The 18,051-nt window shown below is 69.5% G+C and carries 15 protein-coding genes; 13 read left to right on the forward strand and 2 right to left on the reverse strand.

Translation table 11 applies throughout. The annotated features are described in order from the left end of the window. Window positions 1-189 precede the first annotated feature (189 nt). Together ACIA5H_RS17835 and ACIA5H_RS17840 are read right to left on the reverse strand one after the other, a co-directional pair. Complete coding sequence (locus ACIA5H_RS17835; RefSeq protein WP_355070613.1) at window positions 190-903, reverse strand: HD domain-containing protein; 714 nt, start codon at window positions 901-903, stop codon at window positions 190-192. Window positions 904-998: 95 nt separating this feature from the next. Beyond that, window positions 999-1,625, reverse strand: coding sequence for an alpha-ketoglutarate-dependent dioxygenase AlkB (locus ACIA5H_RS17840; protein WP_379250971.1), 627 nt, complete (start codon window positions 1,623-1,625; stop codon window positions 999-1,001). A 406-nt stretch (window positions 1,626-2,031) separates the two neighbouring features. Here ACIA5H_RS17840 and pyrR point away from each other — a divergent pair, with 406 nt between their 5' ends. From pyrR to ACIA5H_RS17905, 13 genes are all read left to right on the forward strand, one after another. Further along, entirely contained in the window at window positions 2,032-2,664 is a 633-nt protein-coding gene (gene pyrR / locus ACIA5H_RS17845) for a bifunctional pyr operon transcriptional regulator/uracil phosphoribosyltransferase PyrR (protein WP_379250969.1), read from the forward strand. A 40-nt stretch (window positions 2,665-2,704) separates the two neighbouring features. After that, on the forward strand, window positions 2,705-3,664 hold the full coding sequence (locus tag ACIA5H_RS17850; protein ID WP_397076811.1) for an aspartate carbamoyltransferase catalytic subunit: 960 nt from the start codon (window positions 2,705-2,707) through the stop codon (window positions 3,662-3,664). Beyond that, on the forward strand, window positions 3,661-4,983 hold the full coding sequence (locus ACIA5H_RS17855; protein WP_397076812.1) for a dihydroorotase: 1,323 nt from the start codon (window positions 3,661-3,663) through the stop codon (window positions 4,981-4,983). Before ACIA5H_RS17850 ends, ACIA5H_RS17855 begins: the two co-directional genes overlap by 4 nt. A 38-nt stretch (window positions 4,984-5,021) precedes the next feature. Further along, the gene (locus ACIA5H_RS17860; RefSeq protein WP_397076813.1) at window positions 5,022-5,543 is read left to right on the forward strand and encodes a transporter; all 522 of its coding nucleotides are present in this window, start codon (window positions 5,022-5,024) and stop codon (window positions 5,541-5,543) included. Then, the gene (carA, locus tag ACIA5H_RS17865) at window positions 5,540-6,652 is read left to right on the forward strand and encodes a glutamine-hydrolyzing carbamoyl-phosphate synthase small subunit (protein ID WP_397076814.1); all 1,113 of its coding nucleotides are present in this window, start codon (window positions 5,540-5,542) and stop codon (window positions 6,650-6,652) included. The genes ACIA5H_RS17860 and carA overlap by 4 nt, the downstream gene beginning before the upstream one ends. Next, a complete protein-coding gene (gene carB / locus ACIA5H_RS17870) occupies window positions 6,652-9,960 on the forward strand; it encodes a carbamoyl-phosphate synthase large subunit (protein WP_397076815.1) in 3,309 nt (1,102 codons plus the stop codon). Before carA ends, carB begins: the two co-directional genes overlap by 1 nt. 25 nt (window positions 9,961-9,985) lie before the next feature. After that, window positions 9,986-10,810, forward strand: coding sequence for an orotidine-5'-phosphate decarboxylase (pyrF, locus tag ACIA5H_RS17875; protein WP_379250959.1), 825 nt, complete (start codon window positions 9,986-9,988; stop codon window positions 10,808-10,810). A gap of 569 nt (window positions 10,811-11,379) precedes the next feature. Then, the gene (gene mihF, locus ACIA5H_RS17880; protein ID WP_028476708.1) at window positions 11,380-11,700 is read left to right on the forward strand and encodes an integration host factor, actinobacterial type; all 321 of its coding nucleotides are present in this window, start codon (window positions 11,380-11,382) and stop codon (window positions 11,698-11,700) included. An 8-nt stretch (window positions 11,701-11,708) separates the two neighbouring features. Further along, the gene (gene gmk / locus ACIA5H_RS17885) at window positions 11,709-12,293 is read left to right on the forward strand and encodes a guanylate kinase (RefSeq protein ID WP_379250957.1); all 585 of its coding nucleotides are present in this window, start codon (window positions 11,709-11,711) and stop codon (window positions 12,291-12,293) included. Window positions 12,294-12,466: 173 nt separating this feature from the next. Further along, window positions 12,467-12,742, forward strand: coding sequence for a DNA-directed RNA polymerase subunit omega (rpoZ, locus tag ACIA5H_RS17890; protein ID WP_397076816.1), 276 nt, complete (start codon window positions 12,467-12,469; stop codon window positions 12,740-12,742). 44 nt (window positions 12,743-12,786) lie between these two features. Beyond that, on the forward strand, window positions 12,787-14,010 hold the full coding sequence (gene coaBC, locus ACIA5H_RS17895; protein ID WP_397076817.1) for a bifunctional phosphopantothenoylcysteine decarboxylase/phosphopantothenate--cysteine ligase CoaBC: 1,224 nt from the start codon (window positions 12,787-12,789) through the stop codon (window positions 14,008-14,010). Between the two features lie 229 nt (window positions 14,011-14,239). Beyond that, window positions 14,240-15,451 (forward strand): methionine adenosyltransferase, encoded by a 1,212-nt coding sequence (gene metK, locus ACIA5H_RS17900; protein WP_379250955.1) that lies wholly within the window; start codon window positions 14,240-14,242, stop codon window positions 15,449-15,451. A gap of 103 nt (window positions 15,452-15,554) precedes the next feature. Then, window positions 15,555-17,897, forward strand: coding sequence for a primosomal protein N' (locus ACIA5H_RS17905; RefSeq protein ID WP_397076883.1), 2,343 nt, complete (start codon window positions 15,555-15,557; stop codon window positions 17,895-17,897). Window positions 17,898-18,051 lie beyond the last annotated feature (154 nt).

The raw sequence follows: 18,051 nt of genomic DNA on the forward strand, positions 1-18,051 counted from the left end.
CGTGTGGCGCGTCGATCGGCCGGCTCGTGGGGCGAACCGTGATTCGGGGGCGGCGTGTGGCCGCGCCCCGCGCAGTGGTGCAGTGCGGTCTGTGGCGGCGGTCATTGTCCGCACGGCGCCGCTACGAAAGGCGCGCCGTGGCGGTCGATGCGGTGTGTCGCATGAGCTTTGGATCCGCCAGGATGGCGATCAGTCCCGCGACAGAATGGCCTCGAACCGTTCGTCGGCTCGGTCGAGCTGATCGAGGATGTGCTGCCGGACGTGCTCGGCCAGCGGCGTGTCCGGCCGGGTGACCAGATCGCGGTACACGTCGGTGAGCGGGCGGTACTTGGCGGCGAGTCTCGCCATCGCGGGGCCGGTGGCGTAGAGGATGCCCACACCGTTGTCGGTGAAGTCGGAGAGCTTGATGACGCGGGCCCACGGGTCCCGGTCCAGATTCGTCGCGACATGCTCGCGGTACTGCGCCTGCCGGTCCCGAGCCGGATCCGGCTCGGGATTGGTCACCGCGGCCACGAGATCGGCCACTCGCGCACCGAACCGATCGGTGAGCGCGCCCAGTGCGGCGTCGACGGTGGGTCCGGGACGATCGGCGGCCAGCTCGGCGGCGTGGTCCTCGACCGCGTCGTGCAACAGCCCCGCCGCGACCACGTCCGGATCACGAACCTCGTAATGGCTGATGATCCGAATCGACACGCGCAGAAGATGACTGAGATAGGGCTCGCGGCCGTACCGATCGTCGCGATGCAGATCGGCCGCGAGATCGAGCGCCGCGGCCAAGCGTTGCGTGTCCGGCAACTCGGCGATTTCCAGCAGTAATCGTTCGCGCAGCCCGGCCTCGCCGTAGACCTCGCTGATCGTGTGCAGCGGCATCACGGCCAAGACCCCCGCCCCTGGATTGCTCATAATGCCAGGCTAACCGGAGCGAGGGACACGTGGCGGACGACGATCACTTCCGACCTCGACGATGGTTCAGCTCGAAACGGTGCGTGGGAGCTGGGTCAGCGGACGCCGCGTGGACGGTACTGGATGCTGATCCGCGGACCGGTGGGCCTGCGCGTCTTGGGCACGGCGTGCTCCCAGGTGCGCTGGCAAGAACCGCCCATGACCAGCAGGTCGCCATGTCCGACAACGTATTTGATGCTCGGCCCACCGCCGCGCGGCCGGAGTAGCAGCGCCCTTGGCGCCCCGATCGACACGATCGCGACCATGGTGTCGTGCGTGGCGCCGCGGCCGATGGTGTCGCCGTGCCAGGCGACGCTGTCGTGCCCGTCCCGGTAGTAGCACAGGCCCGCGGTGCGGAACGGTTCGCCGAGTTCGCGCCGATAGTGCTCGCTCAGTGCTGTGCGCGCGTCGGCGAGTGCCGGATCCGGCAGCGGTTCGTGCTCCGCGTAGAACCGCAGCAGCCGGGGCACGTCTACCACGCGGTCGTACATCGGCCTGCGTTCGGCTTTCCATGGCACGCCGTCGACCAGTCGGTCGAACAGCGCGTCCGCGCCCGAAAGCCAACCGGGCAGCAGATCCACCCAGGCGCCGTGGTCGAGCACCGTACGGCGCGCGTCGCGCAGCGGCCCGAGTTCGGTCTCACCGAACCCGTCGAGCAGCGATCTCTGTAGCGGTGTGGACATGCGGCCGAGCGTACCGCTGATCGAACATATGTGCTAGCGGTTTTCGGTCATATTCGTCGAACTTCCCCCGCGATCGACGGGACACCACCAGCGTGAGGAGAGGAGCTGCCGGTCGGCAAGCTGATCGGACGACGGGAGTCGTCATGAGCGGAAGACCGCCGCAAGCCCCCACGGCCGGTGTGGGGATGACCGCGATGGTGGCGGCGCTGGAGCGTCCCGCGCTCCTTGGCAGCCGCGATCTCGGTGTGTTTCTCGCCGTCCGCCGACAGCGGCCGCGGCTACGCGCTCAGTGGCCCCGCTCACAGCGCGATATGCCTGGTGAAATCAAGGGTTGGGGCGCTGCTACGCTGCTTGCCGTAAGACATCCTTTAACGGACCGTCCGGTGAGGCGGGGAAGGAGGTCGGCATGGCCGTGCCCGAAGAACGGGCCGCCAAGTCCGGCGCTGCCGAGACTTCGCAGCGACATACCCCGGAATGGGTGGCGGCGGGACGAGAGCTGTTGTCGGCTTCGGATGTCGGGCGGACCGTCGCGCGCATCGCGCACCAGATCATCGAGAAGACCGCGCTGGACGCGGGTGAGCCGGGCGCGCCACGCGTGGTGCTGATCGGCATCCCCACCCGGGGCACAACCCTGGCCGCGCGGCTCACCGGCAAGATCGAGGAATTCTCCGGCGTCCGCCCGGCTCTGGGCTCGCTCGACATCACCCTCTACCGGGACGATCTGCGCAGCCGCCCGCACCGGCCGCTGGAGCGCACCTCCGTTCCGGAAGGCGGTATCGAGGACGCGCTCGTGGTACTGGTCGACGACGTCCTGTTCTCCGGCCGCACCGTCCGCTCCGCGCTCGACGGTCTGCGCGACCTCGGCCGCCCGCGCGCGGTGCAGCTGGCGGTGCTCATCGACCGCGGTCACCGGGAACTGCCGATCCGTGCCGATTACGTCGGCAAGAACGTGCCGACCAACCGCTCCGAGGACATCTCGGTACTGCTGACCGAACACGACGGCCGGGACGGCGTCTACCTGCACCAGGAGGAGGCGTGATGAAGCTGCCACACGCCGGCTCGCGGCAGGAGGCAGGCGCGTGAGGCATCTGCTGTCGGTCGCCGCGCTCGATCGCGCCGCCGCGAACGAGCTGCTCGACGAGGCCGAGCGGTTCGAACAGGCGCTGCTCGGCCGCGAGGTGCACAAGCTGCCCACGCTCCGCGGGCGCACCGTGATGACGGTCTTCTACGAGAACTCGACCCGGACCCGGGTCTCGTTCGAGGTCGCGGGCAAGTGGATGAGCGCGGACGTGATCAACGTGAGCGCGAGCAGCTCCTCGGTCGCCAAGGGCGAGTCGCTGCGCGACACCGCGCTCACCCTGCACGCCGCGGGAGCCGACGCGCTGATCGTGCGGCATCCGGCCTCCGGCGCCGCGCACCAGATCGCGCGCTGGATGGACGAGTGGGCGGTCTCGTCGGGGCGCGGCTCCGGCCCGGCGGTCGTCAACGCGGGCGACGGAACGCACGAGCACCCGACCCAGGCGTTGCTGGACGCGCTGACCCTCCGGCAGCGGCTCGGCGACATCGAGGGCAAGCGGGTGGTCATAGTCGGTGACATCCTGCACAGCCGGGTCGCGCGATCGAACGTCTTCCTGCTGGCCACACTCGGCGCGGAGGTCGTGCTGGTCGCTCCGCGCACGCTGCTTCCGGTCGGCGTGGAGAGCTGGCCCGCCCGCGTCTCACACCACTTGGACGCCGAGCTGATCGGCGCCGACGCCGTGCTGATGTTGCGGGTGCAGGCCGAGCGGATGAACGGCGGGTTCTTCCCGTCGGCCCGCGAGTACTCGATCACCTACGGACTCTCCGAACGCAGGCTGGCCCTGCTGGAAGACCACGCGGTCGTGCTGCACCCCGGCCCGATGCTGCGCGGCATGGAAATCGCGTCCTCCGTCGCGGACTCGCCGAAAGCCGCTGTGCTGCAACAGGTCACCAACGGGGTGCACGTGCGGATGGCGGTGCTGTTCCGCCTGCTCGTCGGAACCCAGGAGGCAGTGGCATGAGTAGAAGGAACGACGTCATCGTTCTGATCAAAGGCGTGCTGCTGTACGGCGAAGGCGAGCCGGTCGACGTGCTCGTCGCCGACGGGGAGATCCGTCAGATCGGCACCGATCTGGGCGTGGTCGACGCCGAAATCATCGACGCGCAGGGCCAGATCCTGCTGCCCGGCTTCGTCGACCTGCACACCCACCTGCGTGAGCCGGGCCGCGAGGACACCGAGACCATCGAGACGGGTTCCGCCGCCGCCGCGCTCGGCGGCTACACCGCGGTGTTCGCGATGGCCAACACCAATCCGGTCGCCGACTCGGTGGTCGTCACCGACCATGTGTGGCGGCGGGGCCGTGAGGTCGGACTGGTCGACGTGTATCCGGTCGGCGCGGTCACCGTGGGCCTGGAGGGCAAGCAGCTCGCCGAGATGGGGACCATGGCCGCGGGCGTCGGGGCGGTGCGCATGTTCTCCGACGACGGTCACTGCGTCTACGACCCGTTGATCATGCGCAGGGCCCTGGAGTACGCGAACTCGCTCGGGGTGCTGATCGCGCAGCACGCGGAGGAGCCCAGGCTGACCAAGGGCGCCGTCGCGCACGAGGGGCCGACCGCGGCCCGGCTGGGGCTGGCCGGCTGGCCGCGCGCGGCCGAGGAGTCGATCGTGGCGCGCGACGCCTTGCTGGCGCGCGACGCGGGCGCCCGCGTGCACATCTGCCACGCCTCCACCGAGGGCACCGTGGAACTGGTGAGATGGGCCAAGTCCCAGGGTATTTCGATCACCGCCGAAGTGACCCCGCACCACCTGCTGCTGGACGACTCCCGGTTGGAGACCTACGACGCCGTCAACAAGGTCAACCCGCCGCTGCGCGAGGCGTCCGACGCCGCCGCGCTGCGGCAGGCGCTGGCCGAGGGCATCATCGATTGCGTCGCCACCGACCACGCGCCGCACGCCGAGCAGGACAAGTGCTGCGAGTTCGCCGCGGCGCGGCCCGGCATGCTCGGCTTGGAGACGGCGCTGTCGATCATCGTGCGGACCATGGTCGAGCCCGGGCTGCTGGACTGGCGCGGCGTCGCCCGCGTGATGAGCGAGCGACCGGCCGCGATCGTCGGCTTGGACGAGCACGGCAGACCGCTCGAGGTCGGCGAGCCGGCCAACTTGACGCTGGTCGACCCGGAGGCGAGCTGGACGGTGCGTGGAAAGGACCTGGCCAGCATCTCGAACAACACGCCGTTCGAGGCGATGACCTTCCCGGCCCGGGTGACGGCGACGTTGCTGCGCGGCCGGGTCACCGCCAGGGACGGCAAGGCGCTGGTCGACCGGGCGGAGGCGTAGATGAGCAACCGAGGCGCAGCCGTTCGAGGAGGTTCGTAGTGGAGAGAACACTCTGGGTGGTCGGGCTGCTGATCCTGTTCGCGGCCTGCCTGTGGCTGATGTACCGGGGCTGGCGCAACCGCGCGGCGCGCCAAGCCGAGCGCATCGGCACGCTGCCCACCGTGCCGGCGGAACTGGGTGCGCAGGTATTGGAGCCGACCACCGGCCTGTACTTGGGCAGCACCATCGCGCCGAGCTGGCAGGACCGGATCACCGTCGGCGATCTGGGTTTCCGGGCCACCGCGGAACTCACGCGGTTCGAAAAGGGGATTCTGCTCGAACGCGACGGCGCGACGCTGATCTGGATTCCGGACGAATCCATCACCGCGGTGCGCACCGAACGCGGGCACGCGGGCAAAGTGATGACGGAAGATGGTGTGCTGGTCATTCGCTGGAAGCTGCCGACGGGAACCGAGATCGATACGGGTTTCCGCGGCGACGACAAGTCGGTCTACCCGGCTTGGCGCAGGCTTCCCGCGGCGGATCAGAGCGGGACGATGACGGGAGATGACGAGGGATGACAGGAGAAGCAGCACTCGTGCTGGAGGACGGCCGGGTGTTCCGCGGCCAGGCCTACGGCGCCGTGGGCCAGACGCTCGGTGAGGCGGTGTTCTGCACCGCGATGACCGGGTACCAGGAGACCCTCACCGACCCGTCCTACCACCGCCAGATCGTGGTGGCCGCCGCGCCGCAGATCGGCAACACCGGCTGGAACGACGAGGACGACGAGTCCACGAAGATCTGGGTCGCCGGGTACGCGGTGCGCGACCCGGCGCGGCGCGCCTCCAACTGGCGCGCCACCAGGACGCTGCCGGACGAGCTGGAACGTCAGCGGATCGTCGGCATCGCGGGCATCGACACCCGCGCGCTGGTACGTCATCTGCGCACGCGCGGTTCGATGAAGGCGGGCATCTTCTCCGGCGACGCGCTCGCCGCCGCGGACGAACTGGTGGACCGAGTGAACGGTCAGCCGTCCATGCTGGGCGCCGACCTCGCCGGCGAGGTGACCACCGACGCGCTCTACACGATCGAGCCGGAGGGCGACCATCGCCGCACGGTCGTCGCGGTCGATCTCGGGATCAAGACCAACACCCCGCGCATGTTCGCGCAGCGCGGCATGCGGGTGCACGTGGTGTCCTCGAACACCACGCTGGACCAGATCCTCGAATTGAAGCCCGACGGGGTCTTCCTGTCCAACGGTCCAGGCGACCCGGCCACCGCCGACGCGGCGGTCGAGTTGACCCGTGGCGTGCTGGGCGAGGGCCTGCCGCTGTTCGGTATCTGCTTCGGCAACCAGATCCTCGGCCGCGCGCTCGGCCGGGGCACCTACAAGATGAAGTTCGGCCACCGCGGCATCAACATCCCGGTGGTGGAGCACGAGACCGGCCGGATCTCGATCACCGCGCAGAACCACGGGTTCGCGCTGGAAGGCGAGCAGGGCGAGCGGTTCGACACCCCCTTCGGCACGGCCGAGGTGAGTCACGTCTGCGCCAACGACGGCACGGTCGAGGGCGTCCGGCTGGTCGACGGCCGCGCCTTCTCCGTGCAGTACCACCCGGAAGCCGCCGCCGGACCCCACGACGCCGCGTACCTGTTCGACCGTTTCGCCGGTCTCATGGAAGGAGCCTGATGCCTCGCCGCAAGGATCTCGAGCACATCCTGGTGATCGGTTCTGGCCCGATCGTCATCGGCCAGGCGTGCGAATTCGACTACTCCGGCACGCAGGCGTGCCGGGTGCTGCGGGCCGAGGGCCTGCGGGTGTCGCTGGTCAACTCGAACCCGGCGACGATCATGACCGATCCGGAGTTCGCCGACTCCACCTACGTGGAGCCGATCACGCCGGAGTTCGTGGAGAAGGTGATCGAGAAGGAGCGTCCGGACGCCATCCTGGCCACCCTCGGTGGCCAGACCGCGCTGAACACCGCGGTCGCGCTGCACGAGCGCGGAGTGCTGGCGAAGTACGGCGTGGAACTCATCGGCGCCGACTTCGACGCCATCCAGCGCGGTGAGGATCGGCAGAAGTTCAAGGACATCGTGGCCAAGGTGGGCGGCGAGAGCGCCCGCTCTCGGGTCTGCTTCACCATGGACGAGGTCCGCGATACGGTCGCCGAACTCGGCTACCCCGTGGTGGTGCGCCCGTCCTTCACCATGGGCGGCCTCGGTTCCGGCATGGCCTACAACGAGGAAGACCTCGATCGCATCGCCGGCGGCGGCCTGGCCGCCTCGCCCACCGCGAACGTCCTGATCGAGGAGTCCATCCTCGGCTGGAAGGAATACGAGCTCGAGCTGATGCGGGACGGTCGCGACAACGTCGTGGTGGTCTGCTCGATCGAGAACGTCGACCCGATGGGCGTGCACACCGGCGACTCGATGACCGTCGCCCCGGCGATGACGCTCACCGACCGCGAGTACCAGAAGTTGCGTGATCTCGGCATCGCCATCCTGCGCGAGGTCGGCGTCGACACCGGCGGCTGCAACATCCAGTTCGCGGTGGACCCGCGCGACGGCCGCCTGATCGTCATCGAGATGAATCCGCGCGTGTCGCGTTCGTCCGCGCTGGCGTCGAAGGCGACCGGCTTCCCGATCGCGAAGATCGCCGCCAAACTGGCCATCGGATACACGCTCGACGAGATCGTCAACGACATCACCAAGGAAACCCCGGCCTGCTTCGAGCCGACCCTCGACTACGTGGTCGTCAAGGCCCCGCGGTTCGCGTTCGAGAAGTTCCCCGGCGCCGACGGCACGCTGACCACCACCATGAAGTCCGTGGGCGAGGCCATGTCCCTCGGCCGCAACTTCTCCGAGGCGCTCGGCAAGGTGCTGCGTTCGCTGGAGACCAAAGCCGCGGGCTTCTGGACCCAGGACGACGGCGCGTGGACCGACGTCGAAGCGATCCTCGAAGACCTGCGCACGCCCACCGAAGGGCGCATCTACCAGGTGGAGCGGGCGCTGCGGCTGGGCGCGAGCATCGAGGACGTCGCCGCCGCCTCCGGCATCGACCCGTGGTTCGTCGCGGAGGTGGCCGGTCTGGTCGAGTTGCGCCGGGAGATCCTCGACGCGCCCGTGCTGGACGAACCGCTGTTGCGGCGAGCCAAGCACTACGGCCTGTCCGATCGTCAGCTGGCCGCGCTGCGACCCGAACTGGCAGGGGAGAGCGGTGTGCGCGCCCTGCGTCACCGGCTCGGGGTCCGCCCGGTCTTCAAGACGGTCGACACCTGCGCCGCCGAGTTCGAGGCCAAGACCCCGTACCACTACTCGGCCTACGAGCTCGATCCCGCGGCCGAGTCCGAGGTGGCGCCGCAGCCCGAACGCGAGAAGGTGATCATTCTCGGGTCCGGGCCGAACCGCATCGGCCAGGGCATCGAGTTCGACTACTCGTGTGTGCACGCGGCGCAGACGCTGTCGAAGGCCGGATACGAGACGGTGATGGTCAACTGCAACCCCGAGACCGTCTCCACCGACTATGACACCGCCGATCGCCTCTACTTCGAGCCGCTGACTTTCGAAGACGTGCTCGAGGTCTACCACTCCGAGTGCGAGTCCGGCACCGTCGCCGGTGTCATCGTGCAGCTGGGCGGGCAGACCCCGCTCGGCCTCGCGCAGCGGCTCACCGCGGCGGGCGTGCCGGTGGTCGGTACCAGCGCGTCCGCGATCGACCTGGCCGAGGACCGAGGCGAATTCGGTGACGTGCTGGTCGCGGCCGGTCTGCCCGCGCCGAAGTACGGCACCGCGACCACCTTCGCGCAGGCGCGCAAGATCGCCAACGACATCGGCTACCCGGTGCTGGTGCGCCCCTCCTACGTGCTCGGCGGCCGCGGTATGGAGATCGTCTACGACGAGAACTCCTTGGAGGGCTACATCTCCCGGGCCACCGAGCTGAGCCCGGAGCACCCGGTGCTGGTCGACCGGTTCCTGGAGGACGCGATCGAGATCGACGTCGACGCGCTGTGCGACGGCGAGGAGGTCTACCTCGGCGGCGTGATGGAGCACATCGAGGAGGCGGGCATCCACTCCGGTGACTCCGCCTGCGCGCTGCCCCCGATCACCTTGGGCCGCAGCGATATCGAGTCGGTGCGCCGCTCGACCGTCGCGCTCGCCAAGGGCATCGGCGTCCGCGGCCTGCTCAACGTGCAGTACGCGCTCAAGGACGACGTGCTCTACGTTCTGGAGGCCAATCCGCGCGCGAGCCGGACGGTTCCGTTCGTGTCGAAGGCCACCGCGGTGCCGCTGGCCAAGGCCGCCGCGCGGATCATGCTGGGCGCCACCATCGCCGAACTCCGTAAGGAGGGCATGCTGCCGAGCGAGGGCGACGGCGGGCACGTCGCGCTGGACGCTCCGGTCGCGGTCAAGGAGGCCGTGCTGCCGTTCCACCGCTTCCGGCGCGCCGACGGCAGCGGCGTGGATTCGCTGCTCTCGCCGGAGATGAAGTCGACCGGCGAGGTGATGGGCATCGACGCCGATTTCGGCACCGCCTTCGCCAAGAGTCAGACCGCCGCCTACGGCTCGCTGCCCACCGAGGGCACCGTGTTCGTCTCGATCGCCAACCGGGACAAGCGCGCGATGGTCTTCCCGGTGAAGCGCCTGCACGACCTCGGCTTCCGCATCCTCGCCACCGAGGGCACGGCGGAGATGCTGCGCCGCAACGGGATTCCGTGCGAGCAGGTGCGCAAGCACTCCGAAGTGGGGCCGGACGACGAGCCGACGATCGTGGAGCAGATTCGCGACGGCGAGGTCGACATGGTGTTCAACACGCCTTATGGCAACTCCGGCCCTCGCGTGGACGGCTACGAGATCCGCAGCGCGGCGGTCGGGGTGAACATCCCGTGCATCACCACCGTGCAGGGTGCGGCGGCCGCGGTGCAGGGCATCGAGGCCAGCATCAACGGTGGCATCGGCGTGCGGTCGCTGCAGGAACTGCACTCGGTGCTGCGTGGGTGAGCCGCGACCGGACGGAACGGGTGCGATGAAGACCTTCGGCGACCGCCTGCGGCACGCGATGCGGCAACTGGGGCCGGTGTGCGTCGGCATCGACCCGCACCCGGAACTGCTGCGGTCCTGGGGACTGACCGAAGACGTCGAGGGACTCGAGCGGTTCGCCGAGATCTGCGTGGAGGCGTTCGACGGCCTCGTCGCACTGGTCAAGCCGCAGGTCGCGTTCTTCGAAGCCCACGGCTCCGGCGGCATCGCGGTCCTGGAGCGCACCATCGAGGTGCTGCGGGCCTCGGGAACCTTGGTGCTCGCCGACGCCAAACGCGGCGATATCGGGTCCACCATGGACGCCTACGCGCGGACCTGGCTGGCCGACGGCCCGCTCGGGTCCGACGCGGTCACGGTCTCGCCGTATCTTGGCTTCGGTTCGCTGGCACCGGCGCTGACGCTCGCCGAGGCAGGCCACCGCGGCGTCTTCGTGCTCGCGGCGACCTCGAACCCCGAGGGAGCGCAGGTGCAGCGGTCGGTCGCGGCGGACGGCCGCACGGTCGCGCAGACCATGGTCGACGAGGCAGCGGCGCGCAACGCGGGCGGGGAGTTCGGTTCGGTCGGCGTTGTGGTCGGCGCCACGCTCAGCGAGGCACCAGATCTCTCCGCGCTCAACGGCCCGATCCTCATGCCAGGGGTTGGCGCCCAAGGCGGCGGCCCGGAAACCATCAGGGAGCTGGTCCCGAAGGCGATGCTCCCGGCCGTCGTGCCGAACGTCTCGCGGGAGGTGCTGAGGGACGGGCCCACCGTTCCGGCACTGCGTGCCAGAGTGCACGGTTTCCAGGACGCGTTCGCGTTCCTCCAGAAATGACCGCGAAAGGCCGGCGCATCCGCGCCGGCCTTCGTCGTTTCCGTCCCTCGAGCGTGCAGGTGTTCGCACACACGTGCCCCTTAGCGGGGCCTGTGCGCGCTCCTGCGCTGATTTCGGGGCCGATCGGTGCACGGATGGGCACAACGCTCCTGGACCGACGTACAGGGCCGGTATCCGGCACCGGATGCCGGTCATGGCGGCCGAAACGGCTCGGATGTGACGCCCGACACGCGCAAAAAACTCGCGACACGCGGAGAATTTCCAGAAAGTTCCTGGTAGGGCGCGTGAGGGGTTGCTGGAGAGATGCGCTGCCGTCTCGCAACCCTTCCGCAAACCATTCGGTTTGTCGAAAACGCCCTGCTGGCGGCACATTTCGCTGATTCGGTATCGCGATGCGCTCGATGGCGCGGGCGGCACCGGCGCCGGGCCGCCGTGGTGCGGTCCGTATCCGGAATCATGCGCTGACCTGGGGGGTGGGTTCGCAATCGGCGGACGTCGTGGGTACGGTCGCTGAGACTGCCGGGTTACCGGCAGGAGTTGAATGCAATGAACGATGAGACGGAGGAACCGTGGCCCTTCCCCAGCTGACTGACGAGCAGCGCGCCGCTGCTTTGGAGAAGGCGGCTGCCGCTCGCCGCGCTCGGGCGGAGCTCAAGGAGCGCTTGAAGCGTGGCGGCACCAACCTGAAGCAGGTGCTCACCGACGCCGAGACCGACGAGATCCTCGGCAAGATGAAGGTGTCGGCGCTGCTGGAGGCCCTGCCGAAGGTGGGCAAGGTCAAGGCGGCGGAGATCATGAGCGAGCTGGAGATCGCCCCCACCCGGCGGCTGCGCGGACTCGGCGACCGGCAGCGTAAGGCGCTGCTGGCCCGGTTCGACTTCGACGCCTGACGACGAGGGTGATCGAACACACGCGGAAGGGTCGACTGGTCGTACTGGTCGGCCCCTCGGCCGTGGGCAAGTCCACCGTGGTCCGCTGTGTCCGCGAACGACTGCCCTACCTGGTCTTCAGCGTGTCGGCAACGACCCGGGCCCCGCGGCCCGGGGAGGTCGACGGCCTCGACTACCACTTCGTCTCCCGTGCGGAGTTCGACGCGATGATCGAGGCGGATGAACTGCTCGAGTGGGCGGACATCCACGGCGGGTTGCAGCGTTCGGGCACCCCCGCCGGGCCGGTGCGCGCCGCGCTGGCGGAGGGCCTTCCGGTACTGGTCGAAGTGGATCTCGAGGGCGCGCGATCGGTGCGCCGGGCGATCCCCGACGCGATTCTGGTTTTCCTTGCCCCGCCGAGCTGGGACGAGTTGGTGGCGCGACTGACCTCGCGCGGCACCGAGTCGCCCGAGGTGATCGAGCGTCGCTTGGAGACGGCCAGGATCGAGCTGGCGGCCTGTGACGAGTTCGACATGGTTATCGTCAACGACGAGGTGACCAGCGCCTGTGAGCAGTTGGTATCGTTGTTCGTTAGCACAAACTCGAGTTCGTGACCCCCACCTGCGCATGAGCGATCAGGCCCGGAGGAGGTAGCCTGCGTATTCACGTAGGGCCCTTCGCGCATGCGCAATCCACTCCGGCATGAGTGACCAGGCCCGGAGGCGGCACGCCGCCGCACTCGCAGGGCCCCTCGTTCATCCGACCGACCACAGCAGGAGTCTTCCTAGTGACGGACATCAAGACCGCGCCCGCTTACGACACGCCGGTCGGCCTCACCAACCCGCCGATCGACGAGTTGCTGGAGCGCACGTCGTCCAAGTACGCCCTGGTCATCTACGCGGCCAAGCGGGCCAGGCAGATCAACGACTACTACAACCAGCTCGGCGACGGCATCCTCGAGTACGTCGGCCCGCTGGTCGAGCCGGGTCTGCAGGAGAAGCCGCTGTCGGTCGCCCTGCGCGAGATCCACTCCGACCTGCTCGAGCACTCCGAAGGCGAGTGAGGCGAACCCCGGTTCGCCGTGACCACTACTAGGCCGGAGGCGTAGTGACCACAAGGATCGTCGTCGGTGTAGCCGGAGGCATCGCCGCCTACAAGGCGTGTTCTCTGGTCCGGCGATTCACCGAGACCGGACATGACGTCCGGGTGATCCCCACCACCTCGGCGCTGGAGTTCATCGGCAAGGCGACCTTCGAGGCACTGTCCGGGAACCCGGTGCACACCGGCGTGTTCTCCGACGTGCCCGAGGTGCCGCATGTTCGGCTGGGCCAGGAGGCGGACCTCGTGGTCATCGCCCCGGCGACCGCCGACCTGATGGCCCGTGCCGCGTCCGGCCGCGCCGACGACTTGCTCACCGCCACGCTGCTGACGGCCCGATGTCCGATCTTGTTCGCGCCCGCGATGCACACCGAGATGTGGGAGCATCCGGCGACCGTCGCCAACGTCGCGACCTTGCGCGCCCGCGGTGCGATCGTCATGGAGCCCGCGGCGGGCCGGCTCACCGGCGCCGACACCGGCCCCGGACGACTGCCCGAGCCCGAGGAGATCTTCGGCCTCGCGTCGCTGCTCATGGAGCGTGCCGACGCGATCCCGCGGGATCTGGCGGGCCGCCGGGTCGTCATCACGGCGGGCGGCACCAGGGAGCCGCTGGATCCGGTGCGTTTCCTGGGCAACCGCAGCTCCGGCAAGCAGGGCTACGCGCTCGCGCGGGTCGCGGCCCAGCGCGGCGCCCACGTGACGTTGATCGCGGGCAACACGATCGAGATGGCGGCGCCCGCCGCCGTCGACCTGGTGCACATCACCACCGCCGAACAGCTGAAGACCGCCGTCGACAAGCACGCCGTCGGCGCCGACGCGGTGATCATGGCCGCGGCGGTCGCCGATTTCCGGCCGACCAACGTCGCCGCCGCCAAGATCAAGAAGGGCGCAGGCGAGCCCGACGTCATTCCGCTGACCAAGACCGACGACATCCTCGCCGGCTTGGTGCAGGCGCGCCGCGACGGGCAGTTGCCCGGCACCGCGATCGTCGGTTTCGCCGCCGAGACCGGTGACGAGCACGGCGATGTTCTCACCCACGCGCGGGCCAAGCTCGCACGCAAGGGGTGCGACCTGCTCGTGGTCAACGCGGTCGGCGAGGGCAAGGCGTTCGAGGTGGACACCAACGACGGCTGGTTGCTGGGCGCGGACGGCACCGAGCAGGCGCTCGATCACGGCTCCAAGGCGTTGCTGGCCAGCCGTGTGCTCGACGCGCTGAGCGTGTTGCTGCGCTGAGCCGGGCCGCGTCCCTGCCAGGATTGCCAGCCGGTCCGTCGTTCGCGGCGCCGTCGTCAATTCGGCACCGGCACGACACCGGGAGTTCAGCTGTCCGGGATGGCCGCGGCGTTGAGGTCCGCCCTGTCGGTGATTTGGAATAGGCTGAGATATAAGGGTTGCGCAGTCGCGACATCGCGTTACTGTCGCAAGCCGATACGAGTAACCCGTTGAGGGAGAGGGAAGAACTGTGCGCACGTCCGGGAGCCGGCTTTTCACCAGTGAGTCCGTGACCGAAGGTCATCCGGACAAAATCTGTGATGCCATCAGCGATTCCATTCTCGACGCGTTGCTCGCGGAGGATCCGCGCAGCCGGGTCGCGGTGGAAACCCTCGTGACGACCGGCCAGGTCCACGTCGCGGGTGAGGTCACCACGTCGGCGTACGCCGATATTCCCCGAATTGTCCGGGAAAAGGTCCTGGAAATCGGATATGACTCGTCGGCAAAGGGATTCGACGGAAATTCCTGCGGTGTGAATATCGCGATCGGCGCGCAGTCGCCGGATATCGCGCAGGGTGTGGACACCTCGCACGAGGCGCGCATCGGCGGCTCCGACGACGAGATCGAGCGGCAGGGTGCGGGCGATCAGGGCCTGATGTTCGGTTACGCCACCAAGGACACCCCCGAGCTGATGCCGCTGCCGATCGCGCTCGCGCACCGGTTGTCGCGCCGCTTGACCGAGGTGCGCAAGACCGGCGTGCTGCCCTACCTGCGTCCGGACGGCAAGACCCAGGTCACCATCGAGTACGACGGCGATCGCCCGGTCCGCTTGGACACGGTGGTCGTCTCCACCCAGCACGCCGCCGACATCGACCTGGACAACCTGCTCGCGCCCGACATCCGCGAGAAGGTCCTCGACGCGGTGCTCGCCGACCTCGAGCTGCCCAGCCTGGACATCTCGGATATTCGCCTGCTGGTCAACCCCACCGGCAAGTTCGTGCTGGGCGGCCCGATGGGCGACGCGGGCCTGACCGGCCGCAAGATCATCGTCGACACCTACGGCGGCATGGCCCGCCACGGCGGCGGCGCTTTCTCGGGCAAGGACCCGTCGAAGGTGGACCGCTCCGCCGCCTACGCCATGCGCTGGGTCGCGAAGAACGTCGTCGCGGCCGATCTGGCCGACCGCGTCGAGGTCCAGGTGGCCTACGCGATCGGCAAGGCGGCTCCGGTCGGTTTGTTCGTCGAGACCTTCGGCACCGAGAAGATCGACCCGGCGCGCATCAGCACCGCGATCACCGAGGTCTTCGACCTGCGTCCCGGCGCCATCATCCGCGACCTGGACCTGCTGCGTCCGATCTACGCGCCGACCGCCGCGTACGGCCACTTCGGCCGCACCGACGTGGACCTGCCGTGGGAGCACACCGACCGCGCCGACAAGTTGCGCGCCGCCGTCGGACTCTGACCTCGATCAGGTCCGAGTGAACGAACCCGCGGCGGACACCTCCGCCACCGAGGCGGACCGTCCGGCCGCGGGTCCCGCGGGCGTGGAGTTGCCGATCGCCAGGGTGCTTCCGCTGCTCTCGCCCGCGCATCTCGACCGCGACTTCGACTACCTGGTGCCTCCCGAGCTGGACGAACTCGCCCAGCCGGGGGTCCGGGTGCGGGTCCGTTTCGCCGGTCGGCTGGTCGACGGCTATCTCCTGGCTCGATCGCGGCACAGTGACCACGGCGGAAAGCTGGTCAAGCTGGAACGCGTCGTCTCCGGCGAACGCGTGTTGACTCCCGAAATCCTGGAGCTGGCCGGCAAGGTCGCGGCCCGATATGCGGGGACGCGTGCCGATGTCCTGCGTCTGGCGATACCACCGCGCCACGCCCGCACCGAAACCGGTGGCGGGAAGAAGTCCGCTGCGGCCCGAGCCGATTCCGCGAACGAAAACCCCGCCGCCGCAATTGGTCCCGTGCGGTCGGACGTGGCGAGTTCCGTGTCCGCCGGAGAGTTGCCCGTTGCATCGCCGGAATCCTCTGACCTGCAAGCTGACTCGGCCGATGTGAGCAGCGCGGCTCCGAAAAGTGGTGCTGCGGCGGAACCGGATTCGAAGCGCGATAGCCCTGGCGCCGGCCGATATGTGCCCGCGCCGGAGATCGACGAGAAGCTCGATGCCGAGCCGTCCGCACGTGCGCATCCGAAGCTCGGGCAAACCGGCGCGGGGGACTCGGGCGGCCCGGGGGAGGCGAGCGGCGACGCCGAAGACCGAACCGCCTTCGTCGATTCGGAGTTTCCGGCCATAGATCTCGCGCCTTGGGAACGGTACGTCCACGGGGCGGCGTTCGTCGCCGCCCTCGGCCAGCGGAAAGGGGCGCGCGCGGCCTGGCAGGCACTGCCCGGTGAGGACTGGCCACGACGGCTGGCTGAGCTCGCCGCCGTGGTGGCGCGGCAGGGGCGCAGCGCGATCCTCATGGTCCCCGACCAACGCGACCTCGACCGGGTCCTCGCGGAATGCGTTGGGCTGGTGGGGGACTCGGCAGTCGGGTTGTCCGCCGGTCTCGGTCCAGCGGCTCGGTACCGGCGGTGGCTCGCGGTGCTGCGCGGTTCGGCGCGAGTGGTGGTGGGCACGCGCAGCGCCGTGTTCGCACCGGCGTTGGACCTCGGGCTGATCGCGTTGTGGGACGACGGTGACGACACCTACGCCGAACCGCGTGCGCCGTATCCGCACGCGCGTGAGGTGGCGATGTTGCGGGCGCACGAAACCGGTGCGGCCTTCGTCGCGGCGGGTTTCGCGCGCACCGCGGAGATCCAAGCGGTGGTCGATTTGGGTTGGGCGCACGATCTGGTCGCCGATCGTGCCGTGCTGCGCAAGGCCACGCCGCGCATCAGCGCCCCCGGCGACAGCGATATCGCGCTGGAACGCGATCCGGTCGCCCGTGCTGTCCGAATTCCCGGTGTCGCCTTCGCGGCTGCCCGCGCCGCGCTGAAGGAAGGCGCGCCGGTGCTGGTACAGGTGCCGCGTCGTGGGTACATTCCCGCGCTGGCCTGCGGGAAATGCCGTACTCCTGCTCGATGCCGACACTGCGGCGGGCCGCTCGCGCTGCCGGAAGCTCGGGGACCGCGCGGATCGGCCGCCGACCCCGGCGCGGCCGCGCAGAGTCCCGCTTGCCGTTGGTGCGGGATCACCGAGACCGCGTTTCGTTGCACCACCTGCGGGTCGCGCGCACTGCGCGCCGTAGTGATCGGAGCGGCGCGCACGGCGGAGGAGCTCGGCCGTGCGTTTCCCGGCGTACCGATCCGTGCTTCCGGCGGCGGCACCGTGCTCGACACCGTGGAGCCGGGCCCGCAAGTGGTCGTCGCTACGGTCGGCGCCGAGTCGGTGGTTCCTGGCGGTTACGGTGTCGCGTTGTTGCTCGACGGCTGGGCGCTGCTCGGCCGAGCCGACCTGCGTGCCGCCGAGGACGCGCTGCGCCGCTGGATGGCCGCCGCGGCGCTGGTCCGCGCGCACGGCCAGGTCATCGTCGTGGCCGAGCCGTCCATCCCCACCGTGCAGGCGTTGGTCCGATGGGATCCGGTGGGCGCCGCGCGGGCCGAGGTCGCGGCGCGGGCCGAGGTCGGCTTCCCGCCTGCCGTCCGTCTCGCCGCGATCGACGGCACCGCCGACACGATCGCCGAACTGCTCTCTGCGGCGGACCTGCCGGATACGGTCGACCGCCTCGGACCAGTGCCGCTGCCGGACGGCGCCCGCAAACCGTTCTCCTCCGGCGATGCGCCCGCCGAAGTCGAACGCCTGCTGCTGCGGGTCGAGCGCCGCTCCGGAGCGGCGCTCGCGCGTGCCCTGCGCGCGGCTCAGGCGGTTCGCAGCACGCACCGTTCGGACGCCCCCCTGCGCGTGCAAATTGACCCGGTCGACATCGGCTGACGGCTACCGGAGTGCGTCCACCGCTGCCTCGTCGGCATGGGGCCGCGATAGTGCCGCCGGGCACCCGGGCTGTGTCGCGAGGAGGTCGGCGTACTCGGACCGAGGGAAGGAGGGGGGACCGCTCGGTGCACCTGATGTCGTCCGCTCGTCACTC

This window comes from Nocardia sp. NPDC051900, assembly GCF_044452545.1.
Classification (GTDB): Bacteria; Actinomycetota; Actinomycetes; order Mycobacteriales; family Mycobacteriaceae; genus Nocardia; species Nocardia sichangensis.